We start from the raw sequence: 18,940 nt of genomic DNA, 5'->3' as shown, positions 1-18,940 counted from the left end.
TTCCCCTCCTCTTGGCCTTAAATGTAGTGTTTCTCTTTTAATCTGTTTACTGCTATCTCTGCAGCTTCCTTAGGAGAGACATTTATAATCTCACCTTGGCCTTTTGTTTCTTTAGTAGAGGATCTCTTAACTTTAGTAGGAGAACCTTTTAATCCAACTTTTGCTCTATCACAATTTAAATCATCTGCATTCCACTTTATAATATCCTTAGAGAATATTTGGAATATATTTTTAACGTTCATGTATCTTGGGAAGTTAAGTTCTTTAATAGCTGTTAAAAGAACTGGAGTTTTAACTCTTATGATATCATAACCATCTTCCCATGATCTTTGAACTTTTAATTCTTCACCTTCAATTTTAACGTCTTCAACGTAAGTAATTTGTGGCATATCTAAATGTTCTGCGATTTCTGGACCTACTTGAGCAGTATCTCCATCTATAGCTTGTCTACCAGCAAATACTATATCAGCTTCTAATTTTCTTATTGCTTCAGCTAATACATAAGAAGTCGCTAATGTGTCTGCTCCAGCAAAAGCTCTATCTGAAATAAGAACTCCCTCATCAGCGCCCATAGCCATAGCTTCTCTTAATACAGCTTCAGCTTGTGGTGGTCCCATAGTAATTACTGTAACATGTGCTCCATTTGTATCTTTTAATGATAACGCACCTTCTAAAGCATTTTTATCCTCTGGGTTCATTATTGAACGAACACCATCTCTAATTAAAGTACCTTTAACTGGATCTATTCTTACCTCTGTAGTATCTGGAACTTGTTTTATACAAACAACTATTTTCATCATTAGAGCCCTCCTATTTCAATTCATGAGCTGCGATTACCATTCTTTGAACTTCTGAAGTTCCTTCATAAATCTCGGTAATCTTAGCATCTCTCATCATTCTTTCTAATGGATATTCTTTAGTATATCCATATCCACCATGAATCTGAACCGCTTTAGTTGTAACTTCCATTGAAACCTCTGCAGCAAAAAGTTTTGCTCTAGCAGCGTCGTCACTAAATGGAAGACCCTTATCTTTTTTATAAGCAGCCTTATATACTAATAATCTAGCAGCTTCAATCTTAGTATTCATATCAGCAATCATCCATTGTAATCCTTGGAATTTAGCAATTGATCTACCAAACTGCTTTCTCTCTTTCATATATTTAATACACTCATCGTAAGCACCTTGAGCTATACCTAATGCTTGAGCAGCAATACCAATTCTTCCTCCATCAAGAGTTTTCATGGCAATAGAGAATCCTTTTCCTACTTTTCCAAGAAGGTTTTCTTTAGGTACAATACAATCTTCAAATACTAATTCAGTAGTTGAAGAAGCTCTAATACCCATTTTATCCTCTACTTTACCTATTGAGAATCCTTTGAATCCTTTTTCTACTATGAAAGCAGTAATTCCTTTAACACCTTTGCTCTTATCAGTCATAGCAAAAACTATAAAAGTATCAGCAGCTCCACCATTTGTGATAAATATTTTTTGACCATTTAATATGTAGTTATCACCATCTAGTACTGCTGTTGTTTGTTGACCTGCAGCATCTGTACCAGCATTTGGCTCTGTTAATCCAAAAGCACCAATTTTCTTTCCTGATGCTAAATCATGAAGGTATTTCTCCTTCTGCTCTGGAGTACCAAATTGATTTATAACAGCTGTACATAAAGACATATGAGCTGATAATATAACTCCTGTACTACCACATACTCTTGATAATTCTTCAACAGCGATTGCATATGAAATATTATCTCCACCAGCTCCGCCGAACTCAGTAGGAATTGGAATACCCATTACACCTAATTTAGCCATTTTCTCAACATTTTCAATTGGAAATCTTTCTGTTTCATCTATTTCAGCCGCTATTGGCTTTACTTCATTTTCTGCAAATTCTCTCATCATTTGTCTAACATATTGTTGCTCTCTTGTTAATTCAAATATCATTTTAAAGCCTCCCCTATCTGTTTTTGAAGGATTTTTCTCTTTTTTCTAGGAATGCGCTCATTCCTTCTTTTTGATCCTCTGTACTAAAGCAAGAACCGAACACTTCACCTTCGTACATTAATCCTGTTTCTATATCAACTTCAACCCCTCTATTAATTGCTACCTTAGAGTATGCAACAGCTATTGGAGCGTTATTTTTTATTTTTTCAGCCATTTCTTTAGCTACATTCATAAGTTCATCTGGTTCAACCACATTATTTACAAGTCCAATTCTTAAAGCTTCATCAGCTCTTACCATATCCCCTGTAAATATTAGTTCCTTAGCTTTTCCTATTCCAACTAAACGAGCTAATCTTTGTGTACCACCAAATCCTGGTGTAATACCTAATGATACCTCTGGTTGTCCAAATTTCGCTTTTGAACTAGCAATTCTTATATCACATGCCATAGCTAATTCACATCCGCCCCCAAGAGCAAATCCATTAACTGCAGCAATAACTGGTTTTTCCAATAATTCTAATCTTCTAAATATCTTATTTCCTAGAAGACCAAATTTTCTACCTTGTACACTGTTAAGATCTTTCATTTCTGAAATATCTGCACCAGCTACAAATGACTTACCACTTCCAGTGATAATAAGGACTCTTATGTCATCATTGCACTCTACTTCGTCGATAATACTATTTAATTCTTTTAAAGTTTGAGAATTTAATGCATTTAAGGCTTGTGGTCTATCCATAGTAATAGTAGCAATACCATTTTCTATAGACAATTTAATATTTTCATACATAATTACTCATCTCCTAGAATATATTGAATTCTACCACTTTTATTCTGTAAAAACTTTTATGAATCATTGTATGTCTAGCCTTGAATGATTGTTTAGATTGTTAACTTTATAACAAGATTGGGCAAAATAATCTGGAAGTTTCCACTTCCAATTACATTATAACATCATTATTTTTTATTTCAACAATATTGTTGATAAATTTATAAATATTTTCTCAAATCTGAATTCTTTGATTCTCAATGTTTAATCAACTTAAAAATAGTAAAAAAATTCCACACCATACTTTTCTTTAATTTTATTTTTGAAAGTTTTGTTTGTTAATATTTCACTGAATTTTAACAATTTATTTTTTTTTTGGTTAATAAAAAAAGAACCTAAATTTTAGGTTCTTTAAATGTTACAATTTAACTTTCTTCAATAGTATTAACTTTTCTTCTATTGCCCATTAAATTTTCATTCATTCTACATGATAATGTTAGAAGACTTTCACTTAAATTAACGTTTTCTACAATTACATTTTTAGGCACTTTCAAATCAATAGGTGCAAAATTCCAAATTCCATCTACACCATTTGATGTTAAAACTTCACTTATTCCTTGAGCATGTTCTTTTGGCACACATAATATACCAACATCAATATCGTTAGTCTGTAAAAACTCCTCTAAATTATCGATATCTTTAACATCAACGTCTCTTATTTTAAGTCCAACTAATTTTGGATTTCTATCAAAGATAGCTTTCAATTTAAACCCAATAGATTTAAAATAAGAATAATTTGCAATGGCCTGCCCTAAATTTCCTGCACCAATAATTATAGTATTGTAATCCTTTGTTAAACCTAAAATAATACCTATTTGTTTGTACAGTTCTCTAACATTATAACCATACCCTTGCTGACCAAAATCTCCAAAGTTATTCAAATCCTGTCTAATTTGAGATGCTGTGAAACCAATTCTTTCACTTAATTCCTTTGAAGAAATTCTGTCAACATCATTTCTTAAAAGTTCTCTAAGATATCTGTGATACTTTGGCAATCTTTTTATAACCGCCATGGATATATACTTCTTTTTATCCAAAAAATGCACCCCTTCCCATTTTACCGAAATATGAAGCTTTCAGTAAAAACATTACAATTTTCTCCTAAAGGCATACTCAAATAAATACCAAGCGGTAGGTTCATCATATACACTTCTACGTCAGAACCATGAATAGATGAACTTTAATAGAACCTAACTTATTCTATGATAGGAAAAAATCAGTAGAATATTCAGCCTGTTACTAATTTTATACACCTAAATTATATAATTACCTCATTTTTTTACGAGATAAACACATTTTCCTACTATTATAAAACACAATAAAATGATAAACTTAATATGTATGTTTATATTGATTTTAAGTTCAACTATTAATTTATACAAAAACAAAAATCGTAAAAGCATTGATATTTTGAAACGAGCATAAATTATGTTTCACTAAATACAAATAGCTAATATTTTCACTAATATAAATATACCTTTTTTTTTAGTGTTTAACAAGGTTTATATGTTAAAAGTATAACACAATTTTCTATATATTATAATGATTGAATTTTAAATTTAAAATTCGTTCAAATTTAATGATTGAGGTGATTATGTATGATAGCTTTTAGTTGTAACGGAATAAAAAAGCTATATGGAATAGATGAGATTTTAACTGATGTTACTTTTTCCATAAATGAGGGTGAAAAGGTTGGTTTTGTTGGAAGCAACGGAGCTGGAAAATCTACATTAATAAAAATTTTAACTGGACGTCTAAGCTATGACTCTGGAGATATTTTTATTGATAAGTCAAAAGAGTTAGGGTATCTTTCTCAAAACCTTTCTTTGGATTCCCATAACACTATATATGATGAAATGCTTTTAGTGTTCTCTAAATTACTTGATTATGAAACTAAATTATCAATATTAGAAGAAGAAATGGCTAAGCCATTTGATGATAATAACGCTGATTATCATAACAAGGTTATTAATGATTATACTCTCTTGAGAGATCAGTATGATATAGAAGGCGGATACGTATTCAGATCAGAAATTTCAAAAGTTTTATATGGTCTAGGTTTCACAAAAGAAGATTTTGATAAAGATATTTCCATATTAAGTGGAGGCCAAAAAACAAGAGTAGCTTTATGTAAACTCCTACTCTCTAAACCTGATATTCTTTTTCTAGATGAGCCAACTAACCATTTAGACCTTGCTGCAATTGAATGGCTAGAATCTTATCTGAAAGTATATAGCGGTACTGTTTTAATTATTTCCCACGATAGATTCTTTTTGGATGCTATAACAAACAAGACTTTAGAATTAATAAACGGAAAGATTAAAATTTATAATGGTAACTATACTCAGTTTATTGAGCTTAAGAAAAAGAATTATGAATTGGAGTTAAAAGCATATAACCTTCAACAAGCAGAAATTAAAAGACAAGAAGAAATTATAAAGAAATATAAGTCCTTTAACCGCGAGAAGAGCATTAAAGCTGCAGAGAGTCGCCAGAAGGCTTTAGATAAAGTCGAGAGGATCGATGCCCCTGATAGGGAATACAAGATTAAAAAGATATTATTTGAGCCTGCTATAAGCAGTGGTAATGATATTTTAGAATGTAAAGACCTTAGCATGAGTTTTGGTGATAATCATCTCTTTTCAAATGTTGATTTCTTCATCAAAAAGGAAGATAAAATTGCACTTATTGGTTCTAATGGTCGTGGTAAAACTACACTATTTAATTTAATAATGGGAAAACTTGCTCCAAACTCTGGGGAAATTCACCACGGAAGAAATATTCAAATAGGCTATTATGACCAAGAACAATCAAACCTATCACCTAACAAAACAGTAATAGATGAAGTTTGGGATGATTTCCCTAAATTAAACCAACAACAAGTTCGAAGCGCTTTAGCATCATTCCTTTTCTTTGGAGACGATGTATATAAAGAAATTTCAACTTTAAGCGGTGGCGAAAAATGTAGAATTAATCTTTTAAAACTAATGTTATCAAAACCTAATTTCCTTTTATTAGACGAGCCTACAAATCATTTAGATATTATGTCAAGAGAAGCATTAGAAGAAGCATTATTATCATATTCTGGAACAATGCTAGTAATATCACATGATAGATATTTCTTAAATAAAATAGTTCATAAAATCATGGAATTAGAAGAGTATGAAATCAAAGAGTACCTAGGTAATTACTCATATTATGTTGAGAAGAAAAATAACCCTAAAAGATTTGATGATATTCAAGTTGAAGAAGGAATGACTAAGACTAAAATTAAAGCAGAAAAGAAGAAACTTAAACAACAAAAACAAGAAGAGAAAAAACTTCAGGTAAAAATTAAAAACCTAGAAAAGGAAATTGCAGCAACAGAAGAGAATATTGAAGAACAGGAAGCTCTACTCTGTCAGGAAGAAGTTTATTCTAACCCTGAAAAAAGTACAGAAGTAACTAAAAAGATTTCTGATTTAAAAGCTTTCCTCACTGACCTTTATTCAGAATGGGAAAATTTATTATAGTAAATTCTTATATTAAAAACAGACACAGTTCTTCTTAATTTTTGTGAAATCTTTATTTTTATTGTATAATTATTAAATAAATGGTATTATATTCTTAAAGAAGTTCACATGTAAATATATTAATCGAGGGTTATTATTATGAGATTTTCAGAAAAATGTATAATATTAAATAATGAACCTAACAACGGCGATAAGCTAATATATACCCAAAATAGCAATACGGTGTTATTAGTAAAGAAACTGCTTTATGATCGCATACAAAACAATTTAGATATACCAGAAGAAGAACGTGATTTAATAACTTACATGTATAAAGAAAAAATTATAATCGACTGATAATAAAAAAGCACTTATGTGCTTTTTTTTAATTGAAAGTGGAAAGTGGAAAATTGACAACGATGGATGTTTCTCACTTACATGAGAAACCACATTTTATTGTTCTTTATCTCATTAATTTCCGCTCATTTTTCATAGATAAAATATTCTATATTGAATAAGCTATTTAATAAATAACCCCATTTATAATCCTTTATACTTTACTACCTCCCCATAGATTGAATAATTTATAATTTCCTATTAGAGTAGAAAAAGGTTCTGACGTAAGTCAGAACCTTTTTCTACTCTTCTTTAAAATAAGATCTTTTCATCCAATGAATAATATTGAATCTCAAGTACAATGTTTCATTCTTAATGAAACGAGTAAACTCTTCTCATTCAAAGAACAATACAATTAAAATTTCTCGAAGAGAAATGTCATTCGTTTTCCATTATCCATTTTCAATTTTCAATTCGCTTTTATACAAGTTCTCTACTAACCATTTCAGTTAAAGCAAATGTAGCTACATCATCAGCATATTTTCCTGGTCCAAAACCTGCATCATATCCAAGCTCTTTTGCTAACTCATGAGTTATTCTTGCTCCACCAGCAACAAGAATAATTTTATCTCTCAATCCTTCTGCTTCTAAAAGTTCAACTAACTCTGTAAGATTTTTAATGTGTACATCTTTTTGAGTAACTGTTTGTGATACAAGAAGAACGTCTGCTTTTAATTCTATAGCCTTCTGAATAAATTCTTCATTTGGCACTTGGCTTCCAAGGTTATATGCTTCAATTCCTTCATATCTCTCTAGTCCATAATGCCCAGCGAATCCTTTCATATTCATTACAGCATCTATACCAACAGTATGAGCATCTGTACCTGTACTAGCTCCTACTATTACAACGTCTCTCTTTATGTTTTCTTTAATATAGTCCTCACACTCATGCATATCCATTGTTTCAACATCTACTGTCTCAACATGTATATCTTCATAGTTTACTGTATGTTCAAGAGAACCATATACAACATAAAATGTAAATTCTTTATCTAATGAACCATGATGAGCACAGTTAGGATTTTTCAATCCCATCTTTTTAGCTAATTGAAGAGCAGCTTCAATACCTCTCTCATCATCACACACTGGTAGAGTAAAACTAACCTGTACTTTACCATCGTTCATTGTATCTCCATAAGGTTTAACCTTTGTAAGGTCTAAGTTCTTATCAAAATCTTTTGATTCAGTAGAATATAATCCTCCGCTCATTACTTTGCACCTCCAAGCATTAACTCAATAAATGGATTGTAGTAGTTATTGTCCTTTTCATAAACTCCCGCTAATCCTTTTCCTCCATCTATAGGTCTCTTTATTCCAGCAAAGACACCTTGCTCTAATGTTTTAAATAAACCTAATTTTTCGATTTCAGTTAATAAGTTAGCTGCATTTCCAAGAACCTCATTAGCTCTATTTACTATAATTCCATCAGGCTTGAATGATATTTCGTCACCAAAGTCCTTCATGTTATTAAATACATAATTAGCATTATCTATTGAGATTGCTCTATCTGCTATGAAAGGTGTGTGAATAGCTTCTGTTAACATACCTAAAAGGTGTAACTTCTGTCCTGTCATAATAGTTACCATATTAAATAATGCATCTTGTACATTTCCTTTAAATATATCACCAGTCTTGAACTTTGTTGGTGGCATATATTTTAATGGCGCTTTAGGGAATATTTCTCTAGCCATTTGAGCTTGAGCAAGTTCAAGTAAGAAACCATTCTCAGTATCAGGATTGATTTCAAAAGCATGACCTAATCCCATTTGTTCTTCTGGTAATCCAGCAAATAATGCAAATTGCTCATTTATAAATTGTGATGCCAATACAGTATGAGCCTCCTCTATTGCATCAGCAGTAGTTAGGTAGTTATCTTCTCCTGTATTAATAATAACACCAGCGTATCCATTTATAATTCTTGAGAAATATTGGTCTACTATAGTTCTTTTCATATTAATATCTCTAAATAATATTCCATAAAGAGCATCGTTTAGCATAACATCTAGTCTCTCTATAGCTCCCATAGCAGCAATTTCAGGCATACAAAGTCCTGAGCAGTAGTTACATAATCTAATATATCTACCTAACTCTTCTCCTACTTCATCAAGAGCATTTCTCATAAGTCTGAAGTTTTCTTGTGTTGCAACTGTTCCACCAAATCCTTCTGTTGTTGCTCCATATGGAACATAGTCAAGAAGACTTTGTCCAGTTGTTCTGATAACAGCTATAATATCTGCTCCTTGTTTTGCAGCTGCAACTGCCTGTTTAATATCTTCATAGATATTACCAGTAGCAACTATAACATATAAATAAGGGCCAGTCTTATCTCCAAACTCTTCAAGGTAAGATTCTCTTTTCCCTCTATTTGCCTTGATTCTATCTACCATTTCACCAGCAATCTTATCAATCGCCATTTTGATTTCAAAATCATCATGCATAGGTAATGAAGTTAAATCTAATTCACCCTTAGCAACTCTTTCAGCGATTTCTTGTGGATTAAGCCCAGTTTCAACCATAGCATTTCCTATGAATTTAGCTGCACCTATTGATATACCATTTCCTTTTTCAATATTCTCAACTACAACATTTGGTAATGGTACTTCTAATTCATCTACACCATCAATTCCTAATAATCTACAAATCGTTCTTTCTACAGCTACAGTAGTATGCTTATCGATAAATGATTGTGTATCATTCGCAATATTTTTAGCACTCTCTCTAGCTTGAGCAACTAAATCCCAGTTTAAGTTTAATTTACTCTTCACTTTTATTCCTCCTCACAATATAACTCTTTAATCTTTCGATATATCTCTTCATCAATACCCAACAACATAGCGATATTCAGAGCATCCTTTGGTACTTTGTCAATACCCGTAACCTTCTCTAAACGATAATCCATATGTTCTTGAATTATTTTAACTGATTTTGATTTCTCTAATTGAATTTTTCTCTTCAATTGCTCGAAATTAACATCCCTTAATCCTTTTACCTGATAATGATCCATCTTATCATTAACAACCCCATCGTAATGAGTCGCAAATAAACTTATAGAATTAAATCTGTGGAAAAATTCTGTAACAGCCTTAACCAACTTCTTTCCTTCATAAGGATTAGTTCCACGTGCAAACTCGTCAAAGGCAACAAATCCATCCCATCTTTTAACACTCTCAGTTATTTGCTTAAGTCCCATTATTTCAGCTCCAAAAGTACTTAACCCTTTAGATATTGATTGCATATCATCTGAAATAAGATAGATAAACTCAACTTGTGGTAATTCCCCTTTTCTAGCAAAAATATAAAACCCACTCTGACAAAGCAACAAATTTAAAACAATAGTTTTTAACGTAATTGATTTTCCACCCATATTTGCTCCTGTGATAATAGTACTACCATTACACAGTTCAATACTTATTGGAGTGAATTGCCCTTTATTTCTCTCCTTTATCAAATCAACAACTTCAGGGTTTATTCCATCTTTCAAACTTATAGTCATATCAGAACTGATTATTGGCTTAACCCCACCATACTGTTTTGCTATATCTGCTTTACTAATTACAAAGTCCAGTTTTCCTATTTTTAATATGTTCTCTTCTATTATTACACAGTATGCTCTAATTTTCTCAGAAAGTTTTTTTCGAACATCCCATTCCTCTTGTTCCTCTTGCACCACATACTCTAAACGTTCTTCTTTCAGTTTCTGTCTATTGTGTGTATCTTTTTCTTTATAGATTTTTTCCTCAATACTTCTCTTTTTATTTCTTATTTCTTTTAGTTTGTCACTATACTCCTCATATACATAGAAAGTAGCCATTCTTTTACCTTGAGGGTCGAGTAACTCCACCACATCATTAGTATTCTTTAAAGCAAACTCTTGAATATTAAGTTCTAAGTCGCAAACTAAACCTCTTATTTCTTCACAAATCATGGAAAAAATTTTTATTTCAAAAAGCTCAACCTCATCTAGACACTCTCCACCTACACATCGCTTAACAGTATTTCGTATATCTTTTATTTTCATGAACTGTCTGAATAACTCATTATAGATTCTGGCATTATTACTTTTGCTCATAATTATCTCTTCAATTAGATCAAATTCTCTTTGCAAAAGCTTCCTGTTTTCCTTTTTGAAGGGTTTTATGTTTTTTTTCTCATCCAACCCAAAAGGAGTTAAAATGTTAAGGGAATCTAAAACATATTGAAATCCAACTTCTTTTCTTTGTTCTTCACTTAAAAATCTCATTTTTTACCCTCTCAAAACATTGAATACTGGTATATCAGTTCTTTCTCTCAGTTCTCTCAAGAACTGTTCCTCTGAAAATTCATAACCATATGGAGATGTAGGATTAATAGTAATAGCAGCTATATTAATTTTATTTAAAGCCTTAATTACTCCACCTAACCTTTTAAACTTACTTAAAGTTTTCTGTGTAGCAAAAATCTTAGTACCATCTTCAACCACAAATGTTATATTACTCATTTTCCTACAGCTCTTCATTATTTGATCCATGACCTTATCCGTCAAAACGCCTTTTATAAAAACATACCTGGTTTCCTCATCTATATTCTCGCTAATTTCTTTTCCTGCAATCATAGATGTTGAAACTTCTAAAGGAAGAGCCCCATAATTCTTATCTATTATAACGACCCTATTCTCAGGATATTTTTCCACTTCTCTCAAAGCTATACAGTCATCTAATTTATCTATCGATAAGATCTCAGCTGTAAAAACCGTTTCATCAACAACCTTATCCATATCACTATGAAGAGCAGCTCCTGTTGCCAGAATTGTCCCTTCTGTTATGGATGGTGATGCAAAACTTTTTCTTCCAAGAGCTCCATCTACAATTACTTTATCACATTTAAGATCAAATAATTGATTCACAATATCCCCAACATAGGTTCCTATAGAAGGGCCTGCAAGATCAACATAACCAGCACTAATAGCATTTGCAATAACTACTCTTCCCATAGGTGTTGTATAATCAGTTACATATAAGATTTCCTTAGTGAAATCACTGTTTAATAATGCATTTTTTGCAGTTGCAACTATAGTGTTATTTTCCACAAAAATTTTAGGCTTTCCTGTGGCTGTCACTCTATCCAGTTCTTCTCCATCTCGCCCTATGGACGTTAGACCAAGGGAATATTTTCCCCTGGCCTCATCCAAAATATAGTTTAAAGTTGTTGTTTTTCCTGTATTTTTGGCCATTCCAATAATTGATATACTATTATATGGCTCAATAAGTTCAAGAATATTTTTCATTTCTTAGTGATGTCCTCTTTTATTTCTTTCAAGATTATTTGGTTCAAGAGCTAATTGCTGACCGTTAAGTAATCCAGCAACTCCAACCTTTTCAACTTTCTTTTCACCTTTACAAACTTCACATGTACATCCTGGTGTATAATTCTCAGGCTCAGTATAAGTTGTAATAACACCTTCAAAGTTTCTTAATATAACTTTGTTATGGCTTTGAGATACTACGTAGTTTGGCATTACAGGAGTTTTTCCTCCTCCTCCTGGTGCGTCAACAACGAATGTTGGTACACAATATCCAGAAGTATGTCCTCTAAGTCCCTCAATAATTTCAATACCTTTTGAAACAGGAGTTCTAAAGTGCTCTAATCCTAATGATAAATCACAGATATAGATATAGTAAGGTCTTACTCTAATCTTAACTAACTCATGTACAAGATCCTTCATAACATGAACACAGTCATTTACTCCTCTTAATAACACTGATTGGTTACCTAATGGAATTCCTGCATTAGCCATTAATTTACATGCTTCAGCTGCTTCTTCTGTAATCTCATTTGCATGGTTAAAGTGAGTATTTAACCATACTGGATGATATTTACTTAACATGTTTACTAAATTAGGAGTAATTCTCTGAGGAAGAACAACTGGAGTTCTTGATCCTATTCTTATAATCTCAACATGTGGTATTTCTCTTAATCTCTTAATGATATACTCTAAAGTTTCATCTTCAACTAATAGTGCATCTCCACCAGATAATAATACATCTCTTACTCCTGGTGTATTTCTTATATATTCAATAGCTTTCTCGATTCTTTCCATTGGCATACAAGCATCACTTTGTCCTGCGAATCTTCTTCTAGTACAGTGTCTGCAGTACATTGAACACTGGTCAGTAATAAGAAGAAGTACTCTATCTGGATATCTATGAGTTAATCCAGGTACAGGTGAATCAGTATCTTCATGAAGAGGATCTAATAAATCAGCGTCTGATTTATGCAGCTCCAAAGCAGAAGGTAACGCCTGCTTTCTTATTGGGTCCTCTGGATCATTAGGATCAATTAGTGCTAAATAGTATGGAGTAATAGCCATTCTTAAAGTTTCTGTACACTTTCTTGCTCCTTCTTCTTCCTCTGGAGTTAATGGTAAATACTTTTTAAGTTCTTCAACAGTTTCTATTCTATTTGCAACTTGCCATTTCCAATCTTTCCATTGTTCATCTGAAATATGACCAAATAATTCACTACGTCTATTTACCTTCATAATTACTTTTCCCCCCGAATATATGTTAAATGTAAGTTTTCTCGAAAATTTCTCTAAGTTCTTTGCACTCTCTTAATACAGAAAGAGTGATTTCAGCATGACCTTTAGTATATCCATTACCGATTATCATGTTAACGTCTTTTCCTACACCCTCAGCTCCTAAAGCTGCTTTTGTAAAGCTTGTAGCCATTGAGAAGAAGTAAACAATCCCTTCATCTTTAACTGGAAGTATAGTAGACATCTCAGTATTTTCAACGTTTACACAGTTTACTGTGATATCAAGTTCCTCACCATTTGTTACTTCCATAGTTTTGTTTAAAACTTCAAGAGGCTTAGTAGCATCTGCAATAACTACATCTATTGGTAAGTTTAATGAATTTATTCTATCAGCATCTTCTTGGAATCTTACAAGACCGATAACTTGACCAGTTGGTCCAACTCTTTTAACAGCTTCATAAAGACATAAAAGTCCTGATTTTCCAGCTCCACCAAGAATCATTACTTTCTGTCCTGGCTTAACTAATTTAGCAACCTGTGCTGGTGCACCTGCAACATCAAGAGCTGCAAGAGCTAAAGCTTCACTCATATCTGTTGGTAATTTAGCATATATTCCACTTTCGAATAATATTGCTTTACCTTTGATGTCAACTCTATCTATATCCATCTTAACATCGATGAACTCATCTATTCTTAATGGAGTTAATGAAAGAGATACTAATGTAGCAATCTTATCTCCAACTTTTAGGTCAGTCTTACCTTCTAAAGCTGGTCCAATTTTCTCGATTGTACCAATAAGCATTCCGCCTGAACCAGTAACAGGATTCTGCTGCTTACCTCTTTCTCCAACTATTTCAGCGATTCTAGCTTTAATCTTCTCAGGATCACGTCCAACATCTTCAGCGATTTGTGTAAAACTAGCTGAATCAACATTTAAAGATTGAACATCTATAAGAATCTCATTATCGTATATATCCATATTATTATCTATTTTTGTAGCAGGTTGTGGTAAAACTCCTTGTGGTGCAATAACTCTATGTGTTCCAAATTTACATCCTTTTTTCATAATTAAAACCTCCAAACTCAATTTTAGTTTAATCCAAGTATTTCTCTTGCTTCAGCAGGAGTAGCTATTTCTCTACCTAACTCATTTGCTAATCTGACAACTCTTTCAACTAATTCAGCATTTGACTTAGCAGGCACTCCTTTAGAAATATAAACATTGTCCTCAAATCCTACTCTAACATGTCCACCCATTATTATAGCCATACTAGCCATTGCAAATTGATGTCTTCCAATTCCTGAAACAGTAAAAGTACTTCCTGCTGGAATACTTCCTGCCATGAAAACTAAATCTCTTGGTGTTGCCGAAATTCCACCATTTACACCCATAACAAAGTTAAAGTGCATAGGAGATTTAATAAAACCTTTTCTATTTAATCTGATAGCCATATCAATCATACCTTTATCAAAAACTTCAACTTCAGGCTTGATATTTCTTTCTATCATTCTAGTTCCAAATTCTTTTATTGTATTTTCAGTGTTAACAAATATATCATCTCCACCAAAGTTACAAGTTCCGCAATCTAAAGTAGCCATCTCTGGATTTAATTCAGTTGGCTGTAGTCTCTCATCGTTACTCATACCAACAGCTCCACCAGTTGAAGGTTGAACTATTGCATCTGGACATCTTTCTTTGATTGCTTCCATACATAATCTAAATCTTTCTTTATCCTGCGTAGGAGTACCATCATCTTCTCTAACATGTAAATGTATAATACTAGCTCCAGCTTTATAAGCTTTTTCTGCTTCAGATGCTATTTCTTCAACAGTATATGGAACAGCTGGATTGTGTTCTTTTGTAACCTCTGCACCACAAATTGCAGCAGTGATTATTAATTTTTCCATCTATATCACCTCTGAAATTTATTTTCTTTGCTTATCACTTGGAGTAACACATGTACCACTAGCTCTACAAACAACTATAGGTTCTGGTAAGATATCTGCAGCAGAATCGCTAATTTCTGGTCTTGGTACTATTACTTTTCTAGCTTCAAAAACCATTTTTCTAGATGTGTTTCCTACTTTAACAATCTCACCTACAGCTTCTATGTAATCTCCAGCATATACTGGCGCCATGAATTCAACGTTGTCATATGCTTTAAAAAGCCCTTCATCCCCATCATGTCTTATTAATAACTCTGTAGCTACATCTCCAAATAATTGAAGCATTCTAGCTCCATCAACTAAATTTCCACCGTAATGTGCATCGTGAGAACTCATTCTCATTCTGATTAAAGCTTTCATTTTTTTCTCCCCTTTCTAAGAAATTAATTCAATTACTTGATACTGATTAGATTATTTTGCCCTAACACAATCATTCACTTTTCAGACTACTTCCGTAAATGATGTTCATCTAAGCTTAAATAAAAAACGATCGCCCAATCTTATTAATATCTTTAGCTTAGAATATCTCCATCTTAACTTCATTATTTTGCCCAAAATAAAAAACACTGAAATTATTTCAGTGCATAAAAAAATATGGAAGTATTCATGCAATGAAATGAAAAAATCATCACATAAATAGCGCTCCATAAAATATATTTTTACGGCAGTGAGCGGAATGTACTCTCGCCCCCCAAGAATATACTAAGGTCTCATATACCCTTTCGGCAACCGCATCCTTCACACTTGTCATCCAAGGAACCTCTTTTTATCATCCAAATGTTACCATACGTTTGCGCCTCTATTTATGTTCAATATTTAATTAAGTATAACTCTTTAAAATTTTCTTACACTTTCATTATACTCATTGCTTTTCAATAATGCAATATTTAACATTAAATATTTCAAAACTTTTTTACAATGACTTTTAATCATCATTTTTCTGAATATTGAATGTTTTTTCTCATTTCTTCCATATATTTTTATTATTTCAATTAATTAGTTTAAGTCTTTTGGGAAAATTTAAACATAGAGATTCCAGCAACACATTATAAATACAAATGGAGAATTTAGAATGTAGAATGATGGATGTTTTTGCTTTATGGCAAAAACTATATTTTATTGTTCTTTAAGAGAAACGCTTTACTGATTTTATCTTGGATAAAATCAGTATTTATAATTCAATATTTCTTTAAATTTGAAACCCTTAAATTCTTTTGATACATAATTACTACAACAAAATTATAAGTATTTTGATTAATAATAAAGTTAGTTATCGTGCCACTATTTAAATATCAAACCTTTTATGCTGTTAACAAAAACTGATTATAGACTAAGTCTATAATCAGTTTTTTGTGTATTATTCTTTTATAAAAAATATCATGTTCAAACTACAATGTTTCATTCAAAATGAAACGAGTAAAACCCTATTGTACAAAGAACTAGAAAACTAAAATTTCACAGAGTGAAATGTCCATCATTCTACATTATCCATTCTACATTCTCCATTATGATTTTAATTAAATCTTTATTCTGAATCATATTCTATGCTTTATTTAATTCTATTATTAATTAAGTTTTTAAGCATATCTTCGTTTGCGACATAAGGAATAGTGATATGATCTGTACCCTTATTTTTTTCATTATACTCTAAACTTACTTCTATAGAATGAGGATTTCTTGCCCAGTTTCTTCTTGCAACTCCACTCATAACATCCCATGCCATTGCACTCTTGATAATTTCATCAACTCTCTTGCTTCCATCAAGAACTAATCCAAATCCACCATTTATGGATTTACCAATTCCAACTCCTCCACCATTATGAAGTGCTATTAGGCTCATTCCTCTTGCAGCATTACCTGCATAACATTGAATTGCCATATCTGCACATATTCTTGAACCATCTTTGATATTTGATGTTTCTCTGAATGGTGAATCTGTTCCACTTACATCATGGTGGTCTCTACCTAACATAATAGGTCCAACCTCACCTCTTCTAACCATTTCATTAAACTTAAGAGCAATCTTCATTCTACCTTCTGCATCTTGATATAAAATTCTTGCTTGTGTTCCTACAACAAGAGCATTTTTCTCAGCATCTCTAATCCAAATATAATTATCTCTGTCCTGTCCTCTTCTATTTGGATCTATACATTCCATAGCAGCAAAATCTGTTTTTGATAGATCTTCAGGTTTTCCGCTTAAACATACCCATCTAAATGGACCATATCCATAGTCAAATAACATAGGTCCCATAATATCCTCAACATATGATGGATAAATAAATCCTTCCTTATCATTTACTTTATTATTTGATATTTCCTTAACTCCTGCATCAAATACAGACTTCATGAATGCATTCCCATAGTCAAAGAAATACGTTCCTCTATCACTTAAAATTTTAATAAGCTCAAAATGTTTCTTTAATGTTTTATCAACTAATTTATTAAACTCTTCTCTATCTTCTTTAAGAAGTCTTGTTCTCTCTTCAAAAGTTATTCCTTGAGGACAGTACCCACCTTCATAAACTGCATGACATGAAGTTTGATCAGATAAAAGGTCAACATGTATGTTATTATCTACAACATACTGTAATAAATCTACCACATTACCTTCGTATGCTATTGAAAGCACTTCTTTTTTAGAAAGAGCTTCTTGAGCCATATGGAAGATTTCTTCTAAATCATCAGATCTTTTTGAAACCCATCCTTGTGAGTGTCTAGTTTCAATTCTTGAAGCATCCACCTCAGCAGTAATAGAAACAGCACCTGCAATATCGGCTGCTTTAGGTTGTGCACCACTCATTCCGCCTAATCCTGATGTAATAAATAATTTCCCTTTTAAATCTCCATCATCAGGAACTCCTAATTTCAATCTACCTGCATTAAGAAGTGTATTGAACGTACCATGAACAATTCCTTGTGGCCCTATATACATCCATCCTCCGGCTGTCATTTGTCCGTAGTTAGATACACCTAATTGCATAGCTTCATGCCAATCATTTGGATTATCATACATACCAACAAATAAACCATTAGTTATTATTACTCTTGGTGCATCAGGTTTTGATCTAAACAGTCCTAAAGGATGTCCTGATTCAATAACTAAAGTTTGATCATCAGTAATCTCTTCTAAGTATTTCTTTATTAAACTGTACTGCATCCAATTCTGACATACTTGCCCTGTTTCCCCATAAGTAACAAGCTCATATGGATAAAGCGCTACAGCAAAATCTAAATTATTATCAATCATGATTTGGAATGCTTTACCTGAAACACATTTACCTTTATACTCATCAATAGGCTTTCCATAAAGATTTCCTTCTGGTCTAAATCTATAGCCGTAAATTCTTCCCATTGTTAATAATTCTTCTAAAAACTCAGGTGCCAACTCTTCATGATACTCCTCTGGAATATATCTCAGAGCATTCTTAAGTGCAAGTTCGGTTTGTGCCTTACTTAATGTAAACCCCCTGTCAGGAGCTCTTCTTATGCCCTCTTCAAATTTTGGCATCTTTGGTAAACCATTAGGAAATTCTAATTTAATTGTCATCCCCTTTTTAATATCAACGTTGTTAATCATATAAATATCCCTCCACTAAAGTAAAATATCTTAATTTAAAAATCATTCGAAATTTTCAGTATTTTCACTCCATTAAATAACTTATTCTCGATTCTCCTCCTATTCCCCTTCTTTAATAAAAGATTATTTTTCCTACTGTGCTAAAGCGATAATTTACTAAAACACGCTCTGCGTGCTTTTAAAACAAATTGAGAATGGAGAATTGAGAATGGAGAATTATGGATGTTTCTGCT

Annotated in this window: 14 protein-coding genes and 1 riboswitch; of the genes, 1 reads left to right on the top strand and 13 read right to left on the bottom strand. The window is 32.2% G+C overall.

Features of this window, described 5'->3' with window-relative positions:
• Positions 1 to 17: 17 nt before the first annotated feature.
• The 4 genes from OW730_RS07320 to OW730_RS07305 form a co-directional block, all read right to left on the bottom strand.
• Complete coding sequence (locus OW730_RS07320) at positions 18 to 797, bottom strand: electron transfer flavoprotein subunit beta/FixA family protein (protein ID WP_271229532.1); 780 nt, start codon at positions 795 to 797, stop codon at positions 18 to 20.
• Positions 798 to 810: 13 nt separating this feature from the next.
• On the bottom strand, positions 811 to 1,950 hold the full coding sequence (locus OW730_RS07315; RefSeq protein WP_271228395.1) for an acyl-CoA dehydrogenase: 1,140 nt from the start codon (positions 1,948 to 1,950) through the stop codon (positions 811 to 813).
• A 13-nt stretch (positions 1,951 to 1,963) separates the two neighbouring features.
• On the bottom strand, positions 1,964 to 2,743 hold the full coding sequence (locus OW730_RS07310; RefSeq protein WP_442945437.1) for a short-chain-enoyl-CoA hydratase: 780 nt from the start codon (positions 2,741 to 2,743) through the stop codon (positions 1,964 to 1,966).
• Positions 2,744 to 3,144: 401 nt separating this feature from the next.
• Positions 3,145 to 3,816, bottom strand: a complete 672-nt coding sequence (locus tag OW730_RS07305) for a redox-sensing transcriptional repressor Rex (RefSeq protein WP_271228393.1) — start codon at positions 3,814 to 3,816, stop codon at positions 3,145 to 3,147.
• A gap of 561 nt (positions 3,817 to 4,377) precedes the next feature.
• Between OW730_RS07305 and abc-f the strand changes: the two genes are divergently transcribed.
• Complete coding sequence (gene abc-f / locus OW730_RS07300) at positions 4,378 to 6,291, top strand: ribosomal protection-like ABC-F family protein (RefSeq protein WP_271228392.1); 1,914 nt, start codon at positions 4,378 to 4,380, stop codon at positions 6,289 to 6,291.
• 795 nt (positions 6,292 to 7,086) lie between these two features.
• Here abc-f and OW730_RS07295 read toward each other — a convergent pair.
• The 9 genes from OW730_RS07295 to OW730_RS07255 form a co-directional block, all read right to left on the bottom strand.
• On the bottom strand, positions 7,087 to 7,875 hold the full coding sequence (locus tag OW730_RS07295; RefSeq protein ID WP_271228391.1) for an OAM dimerization domain-containing protein: 789 nt from the start codon (positions 7,873 to 7,875) through the stop codon (positions 7,087 to 7,089).
• Positions 7,875 to 9,431: a lysine 5,6-aminomutase subunit alpha gene (locus OW730_RS07290; protein ID WP_271228390.1), complete on the bottom strand. Its 1,557-nt coding sequence runs from the start codon at positions 9,429 to 9,431 to the stop codon at positions 7,875 to 7,877. The genes OW730_RS07295 and OW730_RS07290 overlap by 1 nt, the downstream gene beginning before the upstream one ends.
• A 2-nt stretch (positions 9,432 to 9,433) precedes the next feature.
• Complete coding sequence (locus tag OW730_RS07285; protein ID WP_271228389.1) at positions 9,434 to 10,906, bottom strand: MutS-related protein; 1,473 nt, start codon at positions 10,904 to 10,906, stop codon at positions 9,434 to 9,436.
• Positions 10,907 to 10,909: 3 nt separating this feature from the next.
• Positions 10,910 to 11,929 (bottom strand): hypothetical protein, encoded by a 1,020-nt coding sequence (locus OW730_RS07280; protein WP_271228388.1) that lies wholly within the window; start codon positions 11,927 to 11,929, stop codon positions 10,910 to 10,912.
• 3 nt (positions 11,930 to 11,932) lie between these two features.
• Complete coding sequence (gene ablA / locus OW730_RS07275; protein WP_271228387.1) at positions 11,933 to 13,183, bottom strand: lysine 2,3-aminomutase; 1,251 nt, start codon at positions 13,181 to 13,183, stop codon at positions 11,933 to 11,935.
• A gap of 25 nt (positions 13,184 to 13,208) precedes the next feature.
• Positions 13,209 to 14,246 (bottom strand): L-erythro-3,5-diaminohexanoate dehydrogenase, encoded by a 1,038-nt coding sequence (locus OW730_RS07270; RefSeq protein WP_271228386.1) that lies wholly within the window; start codon positions 14,244 to 14,246, stop codon positions 13,209 to 13,211.
• A 23-nt stretch (positions 14,247 to 14,269) separates the two neighbouring features.
• Positions 14,270 to 15,088, bottom strand: a complete 819-nt coding sequence (locus tag OW730_RS07265; protein WP_271228385.1) for a 3-keto-5-aminohexanoate cleavage protein — start codon at positions 15,086 to 15,088, stop codon at positions 14,270 to 14,272.
• An 18-nt stretch (positions 15,089 to 15,106) separates the two neighbouring features.
• A complete protein-coding gene (locus OW730_RS07260; protein WP_271228384.1) occupies positions 15,107 to 15,487 on the bottom strand; it encodes a hotdog domain-containing protein in 381 nt (126 codons plus the stop codon).
• A gap of 269 nt (positions 15,488 to 15,756) precedes the next feature.
• A riboswitch (Lysine riboswitch) is annotated at positions 15,757 to 15,937 on the bottom strand.
• Positions 15,938 to 16,676: 739 nt separating this feature from the next.
• Complete coding sequence (locus OW730_RS07255) at positions 16,677 to 18,707, bottom strand: urocanate hydratase (protein WP_271228383.1); 2,031 nt, start codon at positions 18,705 to 18,707, stop codon at positions 16,677 to 16,679.
• Positions 18,708 to 18,940 lie beyond the last annotated feature (233 nt).

The sequence above is a fragment of the Oceanirhabdus sp. W0125-5 genome (assembly GCF_027938815.1).
Taxonomy (GTDB): Bacteria; Bacillota; Clostridia; order Clostridiales; family Clostridiaceae; genus Oceanirhabdus.
Note: the sequence above shows the minus strand (reverse complement) of the source record. Positions and strands in the feature narration are given on the sequence as shown.

Coding starts and splice junctions, on each gene's coding strand:
- OW730_RS07255 (WP_271228383.1), bottom strand. CDS start 18,707: ATGATTAACAACGTTGATATTAAAAAGGGGATGACAATTAAATTAGAA.
- OW730_RS07260 (WP_271228384.1), bottom strand. CDS start 15,487: ATGAAAGCTTTAATCAGAATGAGAATGAGTTCTCACGATGCACATTAC.
- OW730_RS07265 (WP_271228385.1), bottom strand. CDS start 15,088: ATGGAAAAATTAATAATCACTGCTGCAATTTGTGGTGCAGAGGTTACA.
- OW730_RS07320 (WP_271229532.1), bottom strand. CDS start 797: ATGAAAATAGTTGTTTGTATAAAACAAGTTCCAGATACTACAGAGGTA.
- OW730_RS07315 (WP_271228395.1), bottom strand. CDS start 1,950: ATGATATTTGAATTAACAAGAGAGCAACAATATGTTAGACAAATGATG.
- OW730_RS07295 (WP_271228391.1), bottom strand. CDS start 7,875: ATGAGCGGAGGATTATATTCTACTGAATCAAAAGATTTTGATAAGAAC.
- OW730_RS07280 (WP_271228388.1), bottom strand. CDS start 11,929: ATGAAAAATATTCTTGAACTTATTGAGCCATATAATAGTATATCAATT.
- ablA (WP_271228387.1), bottom strand. CDS start 13,183: ATGAAGGTAAATAGACGTAGTGAATTATTTGGTCATATTTCAGATGAA.
- OW730_RS07285 (WP_271228389.1), bottom strand. CDS start 10,906: ATGAGATTTTTAAGTGAAGAACAAAGAAAAGAAGTTGGATTTCAATAT.
- abc-f (WP_271228392.1), top strand. CDS start 4,378: ATGATAGCTTTTAGTTGTAACGGAATAAAAAAGCTATATGGAATAGAT.
- OW730_RS07270 (WP_271228386.1), bottom strand. CDS start 14,246: ATGAAAAAAGGATGTAAATTTGGAACACATAGAGTTATTGCACCACAA.